The following is a 16,596-nucleotide window of genomic DNA, read 5'->3' as shown; positions in this document are numbered from 1 at the left end:
CCTCATGCGCACGCTGCTGCTGCCCTCCCTTCTTTTTGCGACTCTGGCGACCGCTCCCCTGTCTCAAGCACTCGGGCAGGATGCGGAAAAACCGGTCCTGACGGTCTATACCTATGACAGCTTCGTACCGGACTGGGGGCCGGGTCCGCGCATCGAGACGGGCTTCGAAGCGATCTGCGGCTGCGACCTGCGCTTCGTCGGGCTCGACGACGGCGTCGGCATCCTCAATCGCCTGCGTCTCGAAGGGGAGGGTACCAAGGCGGATGTCGCCCTTGGGATGACCACCGATCTCATCCCGGAACTGCGCGCGACCGGCCTGTTCGCGCCGTCGGGAATCGACCTGTCGACGCTGGATCTGCCCGTCGCCTACGACGATGCCGATTTCGTGCCGTTCGACTATGCGCCGCTGGCCTTCGTCTACGACAGCGAAACGGTTTCCAACGTACCCGAGAGCTTCGACGCGCTGATCGCCGGGCCGGCCGACGAGAAGATCGTCATCATGGACCCGCGCACCTCTACGCCCGGCCTTGGCCTGCTTTTGTGGATGAAGGCCGTCTATGGCGACGCCGCCGCAGAAAAGTGGAAGGCACTGAGCCCACGTATCCTTACGGTGACGCCGGGATGGAGCGAGGCGTACGGGCTGTTCACCAGCGGCGAGGCGCCCATCGTCCTGTCCTATACGACCTCGCCGGCCTACCACATGGTCGAGGAAGGAACCGAGCGCTACAAGGCTGCCCGCTTCTCGGAAGGGCAGTACATGCAGGTCGAGATCGCCGGGGTTCTGAAAACCTCGGAACACCCGGACCTTGCCAAGGCCTTCCTGGAGTATCTGGTGTCGCCGGAGGTTCAGTCCTTCATTCCGGTGACCAACTGGACGCTACCGGTGGTCACACCATCGCAGTCTCTGCCGGACGCCTTCGGCAAACTCGTATCCCCGGCCAAGGCGCTGTTGATCGATCCCGAGGACGTAGCCGCCAACCGGCAGGCCTGGACGCAGGAATGGTTGCAGGCGATTGGCCGCTGACGCCATCCTGCGGATGAAACCAAGCGGCGGGCGCCGGCTCGCCGGGACGCTTGGCCTCGCCTTCATCGCGGTGGTGCTGCTTGCGCCTTTCCTGGCGCTGCCGCTGGCCACCGGGGCACGTCCGGCCCTGGCTGTCGTCGCGGCCGACCCCTATGTCCACGGCGTGCTCCGCTTTACCCTGATGCAGGCGGGGCTGTCCGCGCTTCTGTCGGCACTCTTCGCGTTGCCCCTGGCCCTTGCGATGCACCGTCGTGTCTTTCCCGGCCGACAACTCATCCTGCGCGTCATGCTGCTGCCGCAGGCCCTGCCCACCCTGGTTGCGGCGCTCGGCATCCTCGCCGTCTTCGGCCGCTCGGGGGTCTTGTCTTCGGCGCTGGCGGCGGCCGGGATCGGCCGGCTGGATATCTACGGCCTGACTGGCATCCTGATCGCGCATGTGTTCTTCAACATGCCGCTGGCCACGCGGCTGATGCTTGCGGCCCTGTCGGCCATTCCGGCGGAAAGCTGGAAACTGGCGGGGCAATTGTCGATGGGGCGGCGGGCTACCTTCCGGCTCGTCGAGTGGCCGGCCATTCGCGCCGCTCTCCCTGGCATCCTGACGCTGGTTTTCATGCTGTGCGTCACAAGCTTCGCCATCGTGCTGGTTCTCGGTGGCGGGCCCTCGGCCACGACGCTGGAAGTGGCCATCTACCAGGCGCTCCGCTACGATTTCGACCCGGCCCGCGTGACCGCGCTGTCGCTGCTGCAGATCGTTGTCGTATCCCTCGTGCTTGCGGTATCGTCCGTCCTCGGCCGGCCGGATGGCGGCATCACGTCGCTCGGGGGGAGGGCGCGCCGCTACGACAAGGACGGCCCTGCCGCCCGCCTGGGCGATACCGCTTTGATCGTGATGGGCCTGGCTTTCATCCTGGCGCCGTTTGGCGCCATCCTCTGGAATGGCCTTGCCTCCGATCTTCGCGGGCTTGCGATGCAGCCAGCCGTACAGCGCGCCCTTCTGACCAGCCTTGCGATCGCCGTTTCGGCCACGGCGATGGGCCTTGCCCTTTCGCTGGCGCTTGCCCTCGGCCGGCAGGGCAGGCGACGCGGCCTTGTCGATTATGCCGGTAGCGTCGTGCTGGTGGTTCCACCGATCGTGGTGGGTGCGGGCTGGTTCCTGATCCTGCGTGAGGTTGCGGCAGTCGCATCGCTGGCGCCGCTGGTTGTGGTGACGGCCAATGCGGTGATGGCCGTCCCTTTCATGTTGCGCGTCCTGACGCCGGCCATGGACCGCGCGGAGGCGCAGCGCGCCCGGCTTGCCGCCCATCTGGGCATTCGCGAATGGGCCTATTGGCGGCTGGTGCTCTGGCCGGCGCTGCGGCGTCCGCTGGGGCTTGCGCTCGCCTTCGGATTGTCGCTTTCGCTCGGAGATCTTGGCGTCGTCGCCCTGTTCGGCAGCCAGGACCTTGTCACGCTGCCTTATCTCCTGCTGCAGCGCATGGGCAGCTATCGTACCGCCGATGCGGCCGGCATCGCCCTGATCCTGGCCGCAACCTGCCTGACCTTGATGTGGCTTGCCGAGCGCGGCGCCCAAACCGACAGGACGCCATGACAGCGCAAAACGCCCTTGTCCTAGACGACGTAGCCTTTGCCCATGAGGGCCTGACGCTGCGGTTCGATCTGCACGTGGCCGCCGGAGAATGGCTGGCAATCATCGGCCCCAGCGGCGCCGGCAAATCGACGCTCCTGGATATCGTGGCCGGGTTTCTGCAACCGGACCGGGGCCGGGTGCTGTTCAATGGCAGCGACATGACGACCGCGGCTCCGTCCGACAGGCCGGTGAGTTTCGTCTTCCAGGAAAACAACCTGTTTCCCAACCTGACGGCCGAGGCCAACGTGCTGCTGGGGCTGACGACAGCGTTGCGTGCGAGCCCGGCCGAGAAGCAGTCGGCGCTGGCCGCGCTCGACGCGGTCGGTCTGGCCGGTTTCGGCAAGCGGCTACCGGCTGCCATGTCGGGCGGGGAGCGGCAGCGCGTTGCTCTGGCGCGTGCGATGGTGCGTAAACGGCCGCTGCTTCTTCTGGACGAGCCGCTCGCGGCCCTCGGGCCGGCAATGCGGCAGGATATCCTGGCGCTGATGGCGCGCCTTCGGCGCGAGGCCGGACTGACGATCCTTATGGTGACGCACCAGCCGGACGACGCAATCGGCTATGCCGACCGCATCGCCTATGTGGAAAACGGGCGCATCGCCGCCATCGGTACGACGTCCGAGATGCTTGGTCCTCCGCCCAACCCCGCGCTGGCAGCATATCTTACCGGGTAAAGGCTGGCACCGCCGTTGGTGGGCCCCCATATTTCGGTCGGATTTGGCGGGCAATCGGCTATCGACGGTTATTCGCGCACCTGTTGCGCCTCGGTGCTTTCGCGGGTGCTGCCGGGCACGCTACCAATACAGCGCAATGCAGTGCCGCGACGAGGGGTTAGGGGAATCATGACGGCCACCATGTCGGTTAGACGGGGCGATCCTGCCGGCCTGCGCGACAGGCGCGCGGGCTGGCGCGTACTCGCCTGTCTTTCGGCGGGGCTGGCCTTGTCGGCCTGCACGTCGCTTGGCGCCAGCATGGAAGACATGGCTTCCGGCGCGTCGAACCAGACAGGTTTCCTGCCGGCCCAGCAGCGTCAGCCGATCAGCTTCGAGAGCGCGCAATCCAGCGATCCGCAATCCTCGATCGGACGCTCGCAGCATCCGCGAATCCTGGCCGCCTATGGCGGTGCGTATTCGGACCCGAAACTGGAGCGCGCGCTTGCCGCCGTCGTCGGACGGCTGGCCGCCTATTCCGACGATCCGACCAGGGCCTATTCGATTACGGTGTTGAATTCGCCCAACATCAACGCTTTCGCGCTGCCCGGCGGTTATCTCTACGTCACGCGCGGCCTTCTGGCGCTGGCCAACGACTCGGCAGAGGTTGCCGCCGTGCTGGCGCACGAGATGGGGCACGTCTCTGCCAATCACGGCATCAAGCGCCAGGAGCGCGAGCAGGCGGCGGAACTGGCCGGTCGCGTGGTGAGCGAGGTTCTGTCCAGCCCGCAGGCCGGGCAGGCGGCGCTGGCGAAGGGCCAGCTTAGCCTTGCCAGCTTCTCGCGCAACCAGGAGCTCGAGGCCGATGCCCTCGGCATCCGCCACGTCGGCCGGGCCGGCTACGATCCTTATGCAGCCGCCCGCTTCCTGGAGGCGATGGAATCCTTCAGCCGTTTCCGCAACGCCTTCCAGGCCACCAACCCGGAACTGGACTTCCTCGCATCCCATCCGGCATCGGCGCAGCGCATAGATTTCGCGCGCCGGCATGCTGCAGAGTTCGGCGGACCGGGAACGGGCGTTACCGACAGGGACCGCTATCTGACCGGCATCGACGGCATGCTGTTCGGCGATACGGCTGCGGAAGGCTATGTCCGCGAGCGCAATTTCTTCCACCCCGGCCTCGGCATATCATTCAGCGTGCCGCGTGACTTCGTGATCGACAATACGGCCGAGGCGGTGCTGGCGACCGGACCGGGAGACACCGCGATCCGCTTCGATGGCGTCGCGGTGTCCGAGCGCACGCCGCTTGAAGACTATGTGCGCAGCGGGTGGATCGGCGGCCTCGACCAGGCATCCGTCCAGCCGATGCGCGTGCACGGACTTGAGGCGGTCAACGCCAAGGCGCAGGGCGGCGCCTATGCCTTCGACATCACCGTGATCCGTGTCGGCGGACAGGTCTACCGCTTCCTGACCGCCATGCCGGCGGCATCGTCGAGCCGGCTGGAGCCGATCGCACGGGAAATCTCGCAGAGCTTCCGTACGATGACGGCAGAAGAGCGCCAGGGCCTAAAGCCGCTGCGCATCCGCGTCGTCACGGCCGGCATCGGCGATACCGAAGCCTCGATCGCCGCGCGCATGCAGGGTGTGGACCGCAAGGTGGAGTTGTTCCGGCTGTTGAACGGCCTGAGTGACGCCGGCGGCGTGCGGACCGGCTCACGCTACAAGATCATCTCCGAATAGCGCATGAAAAAGGGCGGCGTCGCTGGACACCGCCCTTTCGGATATAAGCCGCCTTCAAGCCTCAGCTTACATAGGCCGCCTGATCGGGGTTGCGCGCCAGAAGGGCAGCGCGGAGCTTTTCCAGTGCGCGCGTCTCGATCTGGCGGACACGCTCCTTGGAGATGCCGAGCTCGCTTCCGAGCGCCTCGAGCGTTGCTCCATCGTCCTGCAGCCGGCGTTCCCGGATGATGCGCAGTTCGCGGTCCGACAACACATCCAGCGCGTCCGTCAGCCAGATAACGCGGCGCTCGTCGTCGATGGAGCTGGATACCATCTCGTCGGGAAGCGGGGCGTCCGATACCAGGAAATCCTGCCTGTCGGCACTGCCCGACTCGTCTTCCATCAACGGTGCATTCAGAGACGAATCCGGTCCGGAAAGACGGCTGTCCATCAGCGCGACGTCACCCACCGACACGTTCAGCGCCTGCGCGATTTCCCTGTACATTTCGCTCGAGGCCAGGCTCTCCGACCCCTGGCTCAGACGGGCACGCAGACGACGAAGATTAAAGAAAAGCGCCTTCTGTGCAGAGGACGTGCCGCCACGGACGATCGACCAGTTGCGCAGGATGTAATCCTGTATGGACGCCCTGATCCACCAGGTCGCGTAGGTAGAGAAGCGAACTTCACGCTCCGGCTCGAAGCGGGCTGCCGCTTCCAGCAGGCCGACATGTCCTTCCTGGATGAGATCGTTCATCGAAAGGCCGAAATGGCGGAACTTCGATGCCATCGAGATCACCAGCCGCATATGGGCGGCCGTCATGCGATGAAGCGCATCCTGGTCTTTCAGGTCCTTCCAACGAACTGCGAGCTGGTATTCCTCGTCTCTTTGGAGATAGGGCGCGGCCATCGCTGCCCGGATCATTACGCGGCCTGCGGACTGGGATTTCATCTCGGAGCCTTTCGCTGAAATCTGACAGTACGTGTCACGCGAGGCTCGTACCCACCCCCATCGTCTCACGCACGAGGATAACCCCGCACGCAACCGTTGGTTCCCGGAAGGTGGAATATTTCTGCGAGATAGATCGCCCGGCCGCCGCGGCAAGGGACAAGGGTGGTCATAATGGTCGCAGGCGGTATTTCGGCATTGACAAGGGGCGTGCGGGAAAGCCCGCGCAAAGAAAAAGCCGGCGCAGAGGCCGGCTTTCTTAAGAGGGCCGTCAGACTGTGGATCAGGCGGCCTCGTCGGCCTCGATCTCGTCCTCGTCGTTTTCGGCAACCTTGGCGCGGGCCGGGCGCTTGTTGAGGTTGATCTCGATCAGGCGCACGGCTTCCGTCTCGGACACTTCGTTGACGGCCGCGAGCTCGCGCGCCATGCGCCCAAGGGCCGCCTCATAAAGCTGACGCTCGGAGTAGGACTGCTCCGGCTGGCTGTCGGCGCGGTACAGGTCGCGGACCACCTCGGCGATGGAAATCAAATCGCCGGAATTGATCTTTGCGTCGTATTCCTGGGCGCGGCGGCTCCACATCGTACGCTTGACGCGTGCGCGGCCCTGCACGACCTTCAGCGCCCTGTCCACGAAATCCGTCTCGGACAGCTTGCGCATGCCGACGGACTCCGCCTTGGCAACCGGCACCTTCAGCCGCATCTTGTCTTTTTCGAAGTCGATGACGAAGAGTTCGAGCTTCATCCCCGCAACCGTCTGCTCTTCGATGGCTACGATCTGACCGACGCCGTGGGCGGGGTAGACGATGCTTTCACCAGTCTTGAAACCTTGACGCTGGGAGGTCTTCTTCTGAATGCTCATACGCCTGATAAAACTCCCTGTTGTGCGCGGCCTCGAGTGCCGCTATGCACGGGGACGACACGCAGGGTCGCCGGATTAGAGCGCGGGCCACCTCATGATGGCACGACAGTCTGCACTGCCGTCAGGGTTTCGCGGGGCCAAGATTGCCTGTCCGGCCAAAGCCGGATGAGTGCAACCAACGGTGACGAAGAAACGCCTTTCGGAAGTGCCACGAAGCCGGGTGATGCAAGTTGAAGCAAGCCAGCATTCGACTGTTGCGAAAATAATACCCTAATTCCGCATAAAACTCAAGGAAATTGCAGGGATCGTATGCGCGCCGCAGCATGCGGCCCGATATCGCATATCGACGCCTTTGTTCTCGATTCAACTTCGAGTGGGCAGTGGTGCCCTGAAATTTGCCGCAGTGCGTCAGCCGAAGGCCGGCTGAGCGACCCTCAGCCAGGATTGTTAGCGGCCTAACCCTGCGTAAAGCTTGTCAGTCGCCGGCGCCGGGCTCCGTGGAGAAGAACTTCTCGAGCTTGCCTTCCACGCCATCCATATCCTTGGCATCGGACGGAGCGTCTCGCTTGATCGTGATGTTGGGCCATTTCTCGGCAAAGTCGGCATTGAGCTGCAGCCACTTGTCGAGGCCCGGCTCTGTATCCGGCTTGATCGCCTCGGCCGGGCACTCCGGCTCGCAGACGCCGCAATCGATACATTCGTCCGGATGGATGACGAGCATGTTCTCGCCTTCGTAGAAGCAGTCGACGGGGCAAACCTCCACGCAGTCGGTGTACTTGCAACGAATGCAGTTGTCAGTCACCACGTAGGTCATGTCACCCTGTTCCCGGACGCACCGGCGGAACGGTCAGGATCACGCCGGTTGGTTAATGAGGCTGGCTGCGGCGACCCGACATTGGGACAAGGTCGCCACGCCGGGCGGAGGTAGCCCCTTGCCGGTTGCGTTGCAAGAGCAAAGCTTGTCGCCATAAGCCCTTATCGCGATAAAGATTTCCCTTGCTCATCCGTGTCGGCGGGTGGGGCCGGGGATGTCAGCTCCTCGAAGAGGGCGGCCGCCTCGCTGGCCGGGCCGCGCCTGTCTCCGGACGTCAGCACACGCAACACACGAACGGATCTGTCCAGGCGTATGGTCAGGACATCGCCCGGCCGCACGAGCCGTGCGGCATGGTCCACCTTGTCGCGGTTGACGCGGACAGCACCCGAGATGGCCAGCTTCTGCGCAAGGCTGCGCGATTTGACGACGCGCGCGAAGAACAGCCACTTGTCGATACGCTGCTCCCCTGCCGCCATTCCCCGGCCCTTACTTCTTGAGCATATCCTTCAGCGCGGCCAGCTTGGCGAACGGGGAGTCGGGGTCCAGCGGCTTCTGCCGCTCGGGACGCCTGTCTTCCCGCATGGCGGGCTTGCGCTCATCCTGGTCCGGCCTCGGCTTGCCACGCCCTTCCGCGCGCTTGGGCTTCTGCCAGGGCTTGCGCTGCTGCGCACCCTCCTGGCCCTCGCGGTCGTTGCGCCTTGTTTCGCCGGGTGCACCGGCCTGGGCACCCTGGGTTCCCCCCGGGCGGCGTCGCTGCTGCTGGCCGCCGCGATTGGCGCGCGCATCGTCGCGCCGTCCGCCGCGGCCCTCGCCGCGATGCGGCTTCCAGAGCTGGACAAGTTTCGGCTCTTCCGCAGCGGCGTCCACCGACGCGTCCGCCGCATCATCGGTTGCGGCCACGGCCTCATCATCCGCCACAGCCTCGCCGGCTATGATGTCCACCGTATCTGCCGGCGTATTGTCGGACAGGATGGCATCGACGGGAACAGGCGCGTCTTCCGGCACCGTCTCGACGGCTTCTTCGTCGGTGACGGCCGCGGCGGGCTGCATCAATGGGCTTTCGGCCTGTGTCTCGGCTGAACCGTCCGGCGAGGCCGCCTCGCTTTCCTCGCGCGGCGATATCGCCTCGGCGGGCGCGGCGATTGCGGCTTCCTCGATGATCTTGGCGTCTTCGGACGGCAGTTCGGCCAGGGCCGGCGCGGATGCGGCCTCCTGCGCGGCGACCAGGCGCTCTACCTCGGCCTGTTCGACGCTGCGTGCCCGATAGCCGAGTCCTTTGAGGATTTCGTCCATGTCGTCGGGCGTCGCGCCCAGAATGGACATCATCGCCGCCGTCACCTGGAACTCGCGGCCGTCGAATGCACCCTCCGGGCGCTTGCCGACGCCGGGCTTCCAAGCCAGAGCCGGGCGGATCAGATCGGCAAGGCGCTCCAGTATGTCGACGCGCACAGCGCGGCGGCCAAGAACGCGATAGCCGGACAATGTATAGAAGATGGGGTCGAAGCCGGCATCCAGCGGCGCGGAGGTGCGCCCTGTGGCCAGAAGCTGCGGTACCTCGCCGAAGCCGGGCCTATCGCGACCGTCGTTGCGGATGCCCCAGAGAAGGGTGATAAGCTGCGCCGGCGCAGGCTTGACCAGCATGGGCAGGAAGATGTGATAGGCCCCGAAGCGTACACCCAGGGCGCGCAGGGCCGCGCGGGCGTCCTGATCCAGGCTGCGGACGTCATCGGCGATCTCGCGTCTCTGCAGAATCCCGAAATTCTCGGCAAGGCGATAGGCGATGCCCTTGGCCGTGCCTTCCAGGCCTTCGCCGGCCTCCAGGTCCACCAGTGGCTTCAGCACGGTCGAGACCTGATAGGTGACATAACGCTCGGCCCGGGCCTGTACCTTGTCGCGCTGGGCGCCGGCCAACTGGTCGTCGGCCAGAAGCACGATGCGCGGACGCAAGGGCGAGTCGCCGGCGCTCAGCACGGCGACTGGGGCCCCAAGCCATCGCAGAAGGCCATCCGAACCGAGGGCGAAATCGCCATTTGGTGCGTTCGCGAAGCGCTCCGCCCGGTTGTCGTACTCTCCGGACAGGGCCTTCTGCGCCGCGGCGCGCACGGCTTTCGCATCGGGGCCGTCGGATTTGGCGTCCGGCGTGAACCTGAACCCCTGCAGCTCGCCTACATGGTGACCCTCCACGAGCACCTTGCCGTCGCCGCCGATCTCAGCTTCCATGAATGCGTTCTCTCTCAGCCGCCTCATTAAGACGCTTGTCCTGCGGTCTACGAAGCGTTTCGTCAACCGCTCGTGCAACGCGTCGGACAACCTGTCCTCGATCGCGCGCGTCTTTTCCTGCCAGTGTGACGGATCGGCAAGCCATCCGGGCCGGTGCGAAATATAGGTCCAGGTGCGGATTTCCGCGATCCGCTGCGACAGCGCGTCGATATCGCCTTCGGTGAAGTCGGCCCGCTGAACCTGCGCCGCCATGTAATCTTCGGCGACATGGCCGCGCCCGATCAGGTCCCGGTAGATGGACGCGATGATGTCCGCATGCTGGGCCGGAGCGATTCGCCGATAGTCGGGAAGCTTGCAGGCCTCCCACAGAAGTTCCACCGCGCGCGCGCCCCTGGCCATTTGCGCAATGCCGGGATCGGCCGCCAGAAGGCCAAGCGCCCGCTGATCGACGGACGGCAGGCTGCGGGTCAGGTCGGGCGCGCTGGGCGCCGCGTCCAGGCTTTGGCGCAGCGCGTCGCAGGACGCGAAGTCGAGCTGCCGCGAGCGCCATTGCAAGACCTTCAGCGGCTCGAAGCGATGGGCTTCCAGCGCCTCGACAAGTTCCTGCGGCAGCGGATCGACCTGTCCGGTCACGCCGAAGGTTCCGTCACGGACATGCCGGCCGGCGCGCCCGGCGATCTGGCCGTATTCGGACGGCGAAAGCTGGCGGTACTGGAAGCCGTCGAACTTCCAGTCCTGGGCGAATGCCACATGGTCCACGTCGAGGTTCAGCCCCATGCCGACGGCATCGGTGGCCACCAGAAACTCGACATCGCCATTCTGGTACAACTCTACCTGCGCATTGCGCGTGCGCGGGCTGAGCGCGCCCAGCACCACGGCGGCGCCGCCGCGCTGGCGCCGTATCAGCTCTGCGATGGCGTAGACCTCGTCCGCCGAAAAGGCGACGATGGCGCTGCGGCGTGGCAGGCGGGTGATCTTCTTGGAGCCGGCATAGAGAAGTTGCGACAGGCGCGGCCGGGTCTGCACCGCAATGCCCGGCATCAAGCGCTCCAGCACGCCGCGCATGGTGGCGGAGCCGAGGAGGAGCGTTTCCTCGCGGCCGCGCATATGCAGGATCCGGTCGGTGAAGACGTGGCCGCGCTCCAGGTCGCCGGCCAGTTGCACCTCGTCGATGGCGACGAAGGCCGCCCCCGAATCCACGGGCATCGCCTCGACGGTGCAGACGGAGTAGCGGGCGTTCGGCGGCTTGATCTTTTCTTCGCCGGTGATCAGCGAAACCGCCCCGACGCCGACCCGGTCGACGACCCGTTGATACACCTCGCGCGCCAGAAGGCGCAGGGGAAGGCCGATGACGCCCGACGAATGGGCGACCATGCGCTCGATCGCGAGCCACGTCTTGCCGGTGTTGGTGGGTCCGAGAACCGCTTTGACACCGGTCGCGTCGAAGCGCTCGGGCCGGGCAGGCGGTCTGGTATTGATCGGGCGCATGTCCATCATGTCACCCGATAGTTGGGACATGGGCGGGCGTAACGCAATCACCCCGTGGTGCGCGCGACGACCGTCAACAGGTTTCAGGCATCCAGCGCCGTGGACAGGCCTTCGGACAGGAACCGCAGCCAACGCTGGTGCGAAGGCTCCACCCGCCATGCGACGAGCGCTGATGCGGCGCGCGGCTCGTTCCGCCGCCATGCGGCCATCAGGCGCAGCAACCAGGTTTCGTCGTCGCTGACCGCCCGGGCGCCAGGACGGTAGATTTCCATGTCGCGGCGGGCGTGGTCGGCCAGCCCGCGGAAGAAGCATACGGAATAGCGCTCCAACGAAGCCTCGCGCCCCGCCGCAAGCAGAAAGCACGCCTTTTCCAGATTCGGCTTCGGGGCAAGCCGACTGCGCAGGGCAAGCCAGCGCAGGCGGTCGAGCAGGATGCGCTGGGAATCGTCGAGCGTCTCCAGCGCCGGCATGATGCGTGACGAGGTGGGGCAGGCGGGAAACGCCAGAACCCTGCCTTCGGGCTGGTATACGGTTTTGCGCGATGCAGACGAGGTCATTCGACGGTTCCCGCAGTCCGGGCGGCCATTAACATGATCGCCGATCTCAGCTTCAACTATCAGACTGCATTTCGAATTTCCAGTGCGCGGCGTCAAGCCGGGCGGGTGGCGGACAACATGTAGTTGACGTCCGTGTCGGAGGTCGCACGCCATTTGCCGGCCAGCGGGTTATAGGCGACGCCCGTCCGTGCCGCCAGCGTCAGGCCGGCGGCCTCCAGCGGGCGCTCGATTTCCTCGGGGCGCACCAGTTTCTCGTAGGAGTGGGTGCCGCGCGGCAGCCAGCGCAGAACATACTCCGCGCCGACGATGGCCAGCGCCAGCGCCTTCATCGTGCGGTTGATGGTGGCAACCACCATCACCCCGCCGGGCCGCACCATGCCGGCGCAGGTGGCCAAGAAAAACGGAACGTCGGAGACGTGCTCGACGATCTCCAGCGCCAGGACGACGTCGTAGGTTTCGCCCGCTTCCGCCAGCGCCTCGGCCGTCGTGGCGCGATAGTCGATGTCAAGGTTGCCTTCGGCGGCATGCAGGCGGGCAACCTCGATATTGGTGGCGCTGGCATCGGCGCCGGTGATGGCGGCGCCCAGCCGGGCCAGCGGCTCGCAGACGAGGCCGCCGCCGCAGCCGATATCCAGGACGCGCAGGCCGGACAGCGGAAGCGGCGCCAGCGCATGGCGGCCGAAATGCCGCACGATCTCGTTGCGGATCCATTCGAGGCGGACGGGGTTGAACTTGTGCAGCGGCCGGAACTTGCCATGCGGGTTCCACCATTCGGCGGCCAGCCGGGAGAAACGCTCCACCTCCGCCGCGTCGATCGTCGTCGCCTTGTTGTCGGACATGATGCCTCCGCCTGCCTTGGTCAGGGTTAGGTGGATGGGCTGCCCCGTCCGGCAAGTCAACCGGAGGCTTCTTGCAGCAAGCCGTAATTTCGGTTACTGAGCGGCGCTTTCGCGATCCGGGCTGCAGGTGCGGCCTGGTGTCGCGTGTCATTTCAACTTTTCGGCGGTGTCACGCTGCCGGACAACATCAAGCTCTTTGTCCCATGGCGCGTCTCGTCCTCAAATTCGGCGGCACCTCGGTGGCCGATGTCGACCGTATCCGCAACGTGGCCCGTCACGTCAAACGCGAGGTCGATGCCGGTCACGAGGTGGCGGTGGTCGTTTCCGCCATGTCGGGCAAGACCAACGAGCTTGTGAGCTGGTGCCGCGAGGCATCGCCGATCCACGACGCACGCGAGTACGATACCGTCGTCGCATCCGGAGAGCAGGTCACGGCCGGCCTCCTGGCTATCGTGCTGCAGTCGATGGGCGTCAATGCCCGCTCCTGGATGGGATGGCAGATCCCCATTGCAACCGACACTGCCCATGGTGCGGCCCGCATCGAGGATATCGACGGGTCCGATATCATACGCCGTTTCGCCGAGGGGCAGGTGGCGGTGATCGCCGGCTTCCAGGGCATCGCGCCCGACAGGCGGATCGCCACGCTCGGACGCGGCGGATCGGACACCAGCGCCGTCGCCGTCGCGGCCGCGCTGAAGGCCGACCGCTGCGACATCTATACCGATGTCGACGGCGTCTACACGACGGATCCGCGCATAGAGCCGAAGGCCCGCCGCATGGACCGCATCTCCTTCGAGGAGATGCTGGAAATGGCGTCGCTGGGCGCCAAGGTGCTGCAGGTGCGCTCGGTCGAGCTGGCGATGGTTCACAAGGTGCGCACATTCGTGCGTTCTTCTTTCGAGGATCCGGATGCGCCCGGCATGGGCGATTTCGAAAACCCGCCGGGTACCCTCATTTGCGACGAGGATGAAATCGTGGAACAGCAGGTCGTTACCGGCATCGCCTACGCCAAGGACGAGGCGCAGATATCGCTTCGCCGCGTCGAGGACAGGCCCGGCATCGCCGCCGCCATCTTCGGCCCGCTGGCCGATGCCGGCGTGAACGTCGACATGATCGTGCAGAATATCTCCGAGGACGGCACGCGCACCGACATGACGTTCACGGTGCCCGCCAGCGACCTCGACAAGGCGACAACCATCATCGAAAACGCCAAGTCGGACATGCGCTTCGACGTCATCCAGTCGGAAGGCGGCCTGACGAAGGTGTCCGTCATCGGCATCGGCATGCGCAGCCATACGGGTGTTGCGGCGACGGCCTTCAAGGCACTGGCGAACCGGGGCATCAACATCCGCGCCATCACCACATCGGAGATCAAGATCTCCATTCTGATCGACGGCGAGTTTTCCGAACTGGCGGTTCGGACCTTGCATTCGGTGTACGGTCTCGACAAAGCTCGTCCCTGAGCACGGGCGCCATCTCGAACGCCCGAATCGACATCGCCCCGCGGGCGATGTCCCAACGTGACGGACGGATGACGCCCTTGACGCGAAGCGATTCCCCCGGGCCGCGGGTGTTGTTGCGCCGCATGCGCGAACTGATGGCCGAGCCGCTGGAGCCCCAGGCGCGGCTGGACGAAATCGTCCGGCAGATCGCCGCCAACATGGTGGCGGAGGTGTGCTCCCTCTATATCCTGCGCGCCGACGGCGTACTCGAACTCTATGCGACGGAAGGGTTGAACCCCGGCTCGGTCCACCTTGCGCAATTGCGCCTCGGCGAGGGCCTGGTCGGCACCATCGCCGCGACGGCCCGTGCGCTCAACCTCAATGATGCCCAGAAGCATCCGGCCTTCACCTATCTGCCGGAAACGGGAGAAGAGATCTATAACTCTTTCCTGGGGGTGCCGATCCTGAGGGCGGGCCGCATCCTGGGCGTGCTGGTGGTGCAGAACAAGGCCAAGCGCGTCTACCGCGACGAGGAGACCGAAGCGCTCGAAACCGTCGGCATGGTGGTGGCCGAGATGGTGGCCGCCGGCAGCCTAGAGGGGTTGTCGCGGCCGGGCGTGGTGCTGGATCTGTCGCGTCCGGTGATGATCGAGGGTGCGGCGCTGGCCGATGGCATCGGCCTCGGCAGCGTGGTGCTGCACGAGCCGCGCGTCGTGGTGACCAACCTGTTCAACGAGGATGTCGAGGGGGAAGTGGCGCGCCTGGACGGTGCCTTGTCTTCACTGCGCATCTCCATCGAGGACATGCTGTCCCGCCGCGACATCGCGGCGGAGGGCGAGCATCGCGCGGTGCTCGAAGCCTATCGAATGTTCGCCAATGACAGGGGCTGGGTGCGCAAGCTGGAAGAGGCGGTGCGCAACGGCCTGACGGCGGAAGCCTCGGTCGAGAAAGTGCAGTCGGACATGCGGGCGCGCATGATGCACATGGCCGACCCCTATCTGCGCGAGCGACTGCACGATTTCGACGATCTGGCCAACCGCCTGCTGCGCCAGTTGATGGGGCAGGCCGCCGACCTGTTCGGCGAGGATGGCGGGGGCGACGCCATCATCGTCTGCCGCAACATGGGCGCGGCCGAGCTTCTGGATTACCGCCGCGAGCAGGTGCGCGGCCTGGTGCTGGAAGAGGGCGCGGCAACAAGCCACGTCGTCATCGTGGCCAAGGCGCTGGGCATCCCGGTGGTGGGACAGGCCAAGGGCGCGGTCTCGATGGCCGAAAAGGGCGACGCCATCATCGTGGACGGGGAAAAGGGCGTGGTCCATCTGCGCCCGCCCTCCGACATCGAAGACGTCTACGCCGAGCGCGTGGCCTTCCGGGCCCTGCGCCAGGAGCGTTACCGGCAGCTACGCGACCAGCCGTCGGAGACGAAGGACGGACGCCGCATCCGGCTGCTGGTCAATGCCGGCCTTCTGGTGGACCTGCCGCAACTGGCCGATTCCGGCGCCGACGGCGTCGGTCTTTTCCGGACGGAGCTGCAATTCATGGTTGCTTCGGCAATGCCAAAGACCAGCGAACAGGAGCGGCTCTACGCCTCCGTGCTGGATGCGGCCGGCGACAAGCCCGTGACGTTCCGCACACTCGATGTCGGTGGCGACAAGGTTTTGTCCTATCTGCACCAGTCGGCCGAGGAAAACCCCGCACTCGGCTACCGCGCCTTGCGGCTGGCGCTCGACAAGCCCGGCCTGATGCGCACCCAGCTTCGCGCCCTGCTGCGCGCGGCAGGCGGGCGCGAGTTGCGCGTCATGTTCCCCATGGTGACGGACATGGAGGAGTTGAAGCAGGCGCGCGACCTGATCTCCCGCGAGTTCAAGCAGCAGACGCGCTTTGGCCATGTCATGCCGCGCCGCCTGAAGCTGGGCGCGATGATCGAGGTGCCGTCGATGCTGTACCAGCTCGACGAACTGATGGCGCTGGTGGACTTCGTATCCATCGGCTCCAACGACCTGTTCCAGTTCTTCTGTGCCGTGGATCGCGGCAATGCGCAGATTGCCGGGCGCTTCGACGACCTGTCTCCGCCCTTCCTGAAGGCGCTGCGCGAAATCCTGCGGGCGGGAGAGCGCAACGACGTGTCCGTGACGCTGTGCGGCGAGATGGCGGGACAGCCATTGTCGGCCATGGCATTGATTGCGCTGGGCTTCAAATCCATATCCATGACCACGTCCTCGATCGGACCGGTCAAGGCGATGCTGCTGGAGCTCGATGCCGGGGACCTGTCGCGCGAGCTCGACGCCTTCCTGGAAAACAGGTTCCGGCAGGGCCGGCTTCGAGATTTCCTGCGGGATTACGCCGCCCGCAACTCCATCCCGCTTTAGGCCGGCGCTGCGCGCGCCGACAGCCAAACGCATCAATTCAGGAAT

13 protein-coding genes are annotated in these 16,596 nt (G+C 65.6%); 6 read left to right on the top strand and 7 right to left on the bottom strand.

The genetic code is table 11. The features are described 5' to 3' along the window. Positions 1-4 precede the first annotated feature (4 nt). From thiB to AUL31_RS19540, 4 genes are all read left to right on the top strand, one after another. The gene (gene thiB, locus AUL31_RS19555) at positions 5-1,024 is read left to right on the top strand and encodes a thiamine ABC transporter substrate binding subunit (RefSeq protein WP_060610890.1); all 1,020 of its coding nucleotides are present in this window, start codon (positions 5-7) and stop codon (positions 1,022-1,024) included. Next, complete coding sequence (gene thiP, locus AUL31_RS19550; RefSeq protein WP_244489470.1) at positions 1,014-2,612, top strand: thiamine/thiamine pyrophosphate ABC transporter permease; 1,599 nt, start codon at positions 1,014-1,016, stop codon at positions 2,610-2,612. Before thiB ends, thiP begins: the two co-directional genes overlap by 11 nt. After that, a complete protein-coding gene (gene thiQ, locus AUL31_RS19545) occupies positions 2,609-3,322 on the top strand; it encodes a thiamine ABC transporter ATP-binding protein (protein ID WP_060610751.1) in 714 nt (237 codons plus the stop codon). The genes thiP and thiQ overlap by 4 nt, the downstream gene beginning before the upstream one ends. Before the next feature lie 168 nt (positions 3,323-3,490). Then, on the top strand, positions 3,491-5,038 hold the full coding sequence (locus AUL31_RS19540) for a M48 family metalloprotease (protein WP_244489469.1): 1,548 nt from the start codon (positions 3,491-3,493) through the stop codon (positions 5,036-5,038). Positions 5,039-5,099: 61 nt separating this feature from the next. On the opposite strand, the gene AUL31_RS19535 is transcribed toward AUL31_RS19540, so the two are convergent. From AUL31_RS19535 to ubiG, 7 genes are all read right to left on the bottom strand, one after another. Beyond that, complete coding sequence (locus AUL31_RS19535; RefSeq protein WP_060610748.1) at positions 5,100-5,966, bottom strand: RNA polymerase factor sigma-32; 867 nt, start codon at positions 5,964-5,966, stop codon at positions 5,100-5,102. A gap of 280 nt (positions 5,967-6,246) precedes the next feature. Beyond that, the gene (locus tag AUL31_RS19530) at positions 6,247-6,822 is read right to left on the bottom strand and encodes a CarD family transcriptional regulator (protein ID WP_039196203.1); all 576 of its coding nucleotides are present in this window, start codon (positions 6,820-6,822) and stop codon (positions 6,247-6,249) included. Between the two features lie 475 nt (positions 6,823-7,297). Further along, on the bottom strand, positions 7,298-7,636 hold the full coding sequence (gene fdxA, locus AUL31_RS19525) for a ferredoxin FdxA (protein ID WP_060610744.1): 339 nt from the start codon (positions 7,634-7,636) through the stop codon (positions 7,298-7,300). 161 nt (positions 7,637-7,797) lie between these two features. Then, entirely contained in the window at positions 7,798-8,112 is a 315-nt protein-coding gene (locus tag AUL31_RS19520; RefSeq protein WP_060610741.1) for an RNA-binding S4 domain-containing protein, read from the bottom strand. 10 nt (positions 8,113-8,122) lie between these two features. Then, on the bottom strand, positions 8,123-11,350 hold the full coding sequence (locus AUL31_RS19515; protein ID WP_143190317.1) for a helicase-related protein: 3,228 nt from the start codon (positions 11,348-11,350) through the stop codon (positions 8,123-8,125). A gap of 77 nt (positions 11,351-11,427) precedes the next feature. Continuing rightward, positions 11,428-11,901: a hypothetical protein gene (locus AUL31_RS19510; protein ID WP_060610738.1), complete on the bottom strand. Its 474-nt coding sequence runs from the start codon at positions 11,899-11,901 to the stop codon at positions 11,428-11,430. A gap of 92 nt (positions 11,902-11,993) precedes the next feature. Then, positions 11,994-12,740 (bottom strand): bifunctional 2-polyprenyl-6-hydroxyphenol methylase/3-demethylubiquinol 3-O-methyltransferase UbiG, encoded by a 747-nt coding sequence (gene ubiG / locus AUL31_RS19505; protein ID WP_060610734.1) that lies wholly within the window; start codon positions 12,738-12,740, stop codon positions 11,994-11,996. 203 nt (positions 12,741-12,943) lie between these two features. Here ubiG and AUL31_RS19500 point away from each other — a divergent pair, with 203 nt between their 5' ends. Continuing rightward, on the top strand, positions 12,944-14,203 hold the full coding sequence (locus AUL31_RS19500) for an aspartate kinase (protein WP_060610732.1): 1,260 nt from the start codon (positions 12,944-12,946) through the stop codon (positions 14,201-14,203). Positions 14,204-14,271: 68 nt separating this feature from the next. Beyond that, positions 14,272-16,551, top strand: a complete 2,280-nt coding sequence (ptsP, locus tag AUL31_RS19495) for a phosphoenolpyruvate--protein phosphotransferase (protein ID WP_060610729.1) — start codon at positions 14,272-14,274, stop codon at positions 16,549-16,551. Positions 16,552-16,596 lie beyond the last annotated feature (45 nt).

Source organism: Aureimonas altamirensis, from assembly GCF_001463885.1.
Classification (GTDB): domain Bacteria; phylum Pseudomonadota; class Alphaproteobacteria; order Rhizobiales; family Rhizobiaceae; genus Aureimonas; species Aureimonas altamirensis.
Note: the sequence above shows the minus strand (reverse complement) of the source record. Positions and strands in the feature narration are given on the sequence as shown.

Excerpts from the sequence above, each read along its gene's own strand:
- thiB (WP_060610890.1), top strand. The coding sequence starts at position 5 with ATGCGCACGCTGCTGCTGCCCTCCCTTCTTTTTGCGACTCTGGCGACC.
- thiQ (WP_060610751.1), top strand. The coding sequence starts at position 2,609 with ATGACAGCGCAAAACGCCCTTGTCCTAGACGACGTAGCCTTTGCCCAT.
- AUL31_RS19540 (WP_244489469.1), top strand. The coding sequence starts at position 3,491 with ATGACGGCCACCATGTCGGTTAGACGGGGCGATCCTGCCGGCCTGCGC.
- AUL31_RS19535 (WP_060610748.1), bottom strand. The coding sequence starts at position 5,966 with ATGAAATCCCAGTCCGCAGGCCGCGTAATGATCCGGGCAGCGATGGCC.
- AUL31_RS19530 (WP_039196203.1), bottom strand. The coding sequence starts at position 6,822 with ATGAGCATTCAGAAGAAGACCTCCCAGCGTCAAGGTTTCAAGACTGGT.
- fdxA (WP_060610744.1), bottom strand. The coding sequence starts at position 7,636 with ATGACCTACGTGGTGACTGACAACTGCATTCGTTGCAAGTACACCGAC.
- AUL31_RS19520 (WP_060610741.1), bottom strand. The coding sequence starts at position 8,112 with ATGGCGGCAGGGGAGCAGCGTATCGACAAGTGGCTGTTCTTCGCGCGC.
- AUL31_RS19515 (WP_143190317.1), bottom strand. The coding sequence starts at position 11,350 with ATGGACATGCGCCCGATCAATACCAGACCGCCTGCCCGGCCCGAGCGC.
- AUL31_RS19510 (WP_060610738.1), bottom strand. The coding sequence starts at position 11,901 with ATGACCTCGTCTGCATCGCGCAAAACCGTATACCAGCCCGAAGGCAGG.
- ubiG (WP_060610734.1), bottom strand. The coding sequence starts at position 12,740 with ATGTCCGACAACAAGGCGACGACGATCGACGCGGCGGAGGTGGAGCGT.
- AUL31_RS19500 (WP_060610732.1), top strand. The coding sequence starts at position 12,944 with ATGGCGCGTCTCGTCCTCAAATTCGGCGGCACCTCGGTGGCCGATGTC.
- ptsP (WP_060610729.1), top strand. The coding sequence starts at position 14,272 with ATGACGCCCTTGACGCGAAGCGATTCCCCCGGGCCGCGGGTGTTGTTG.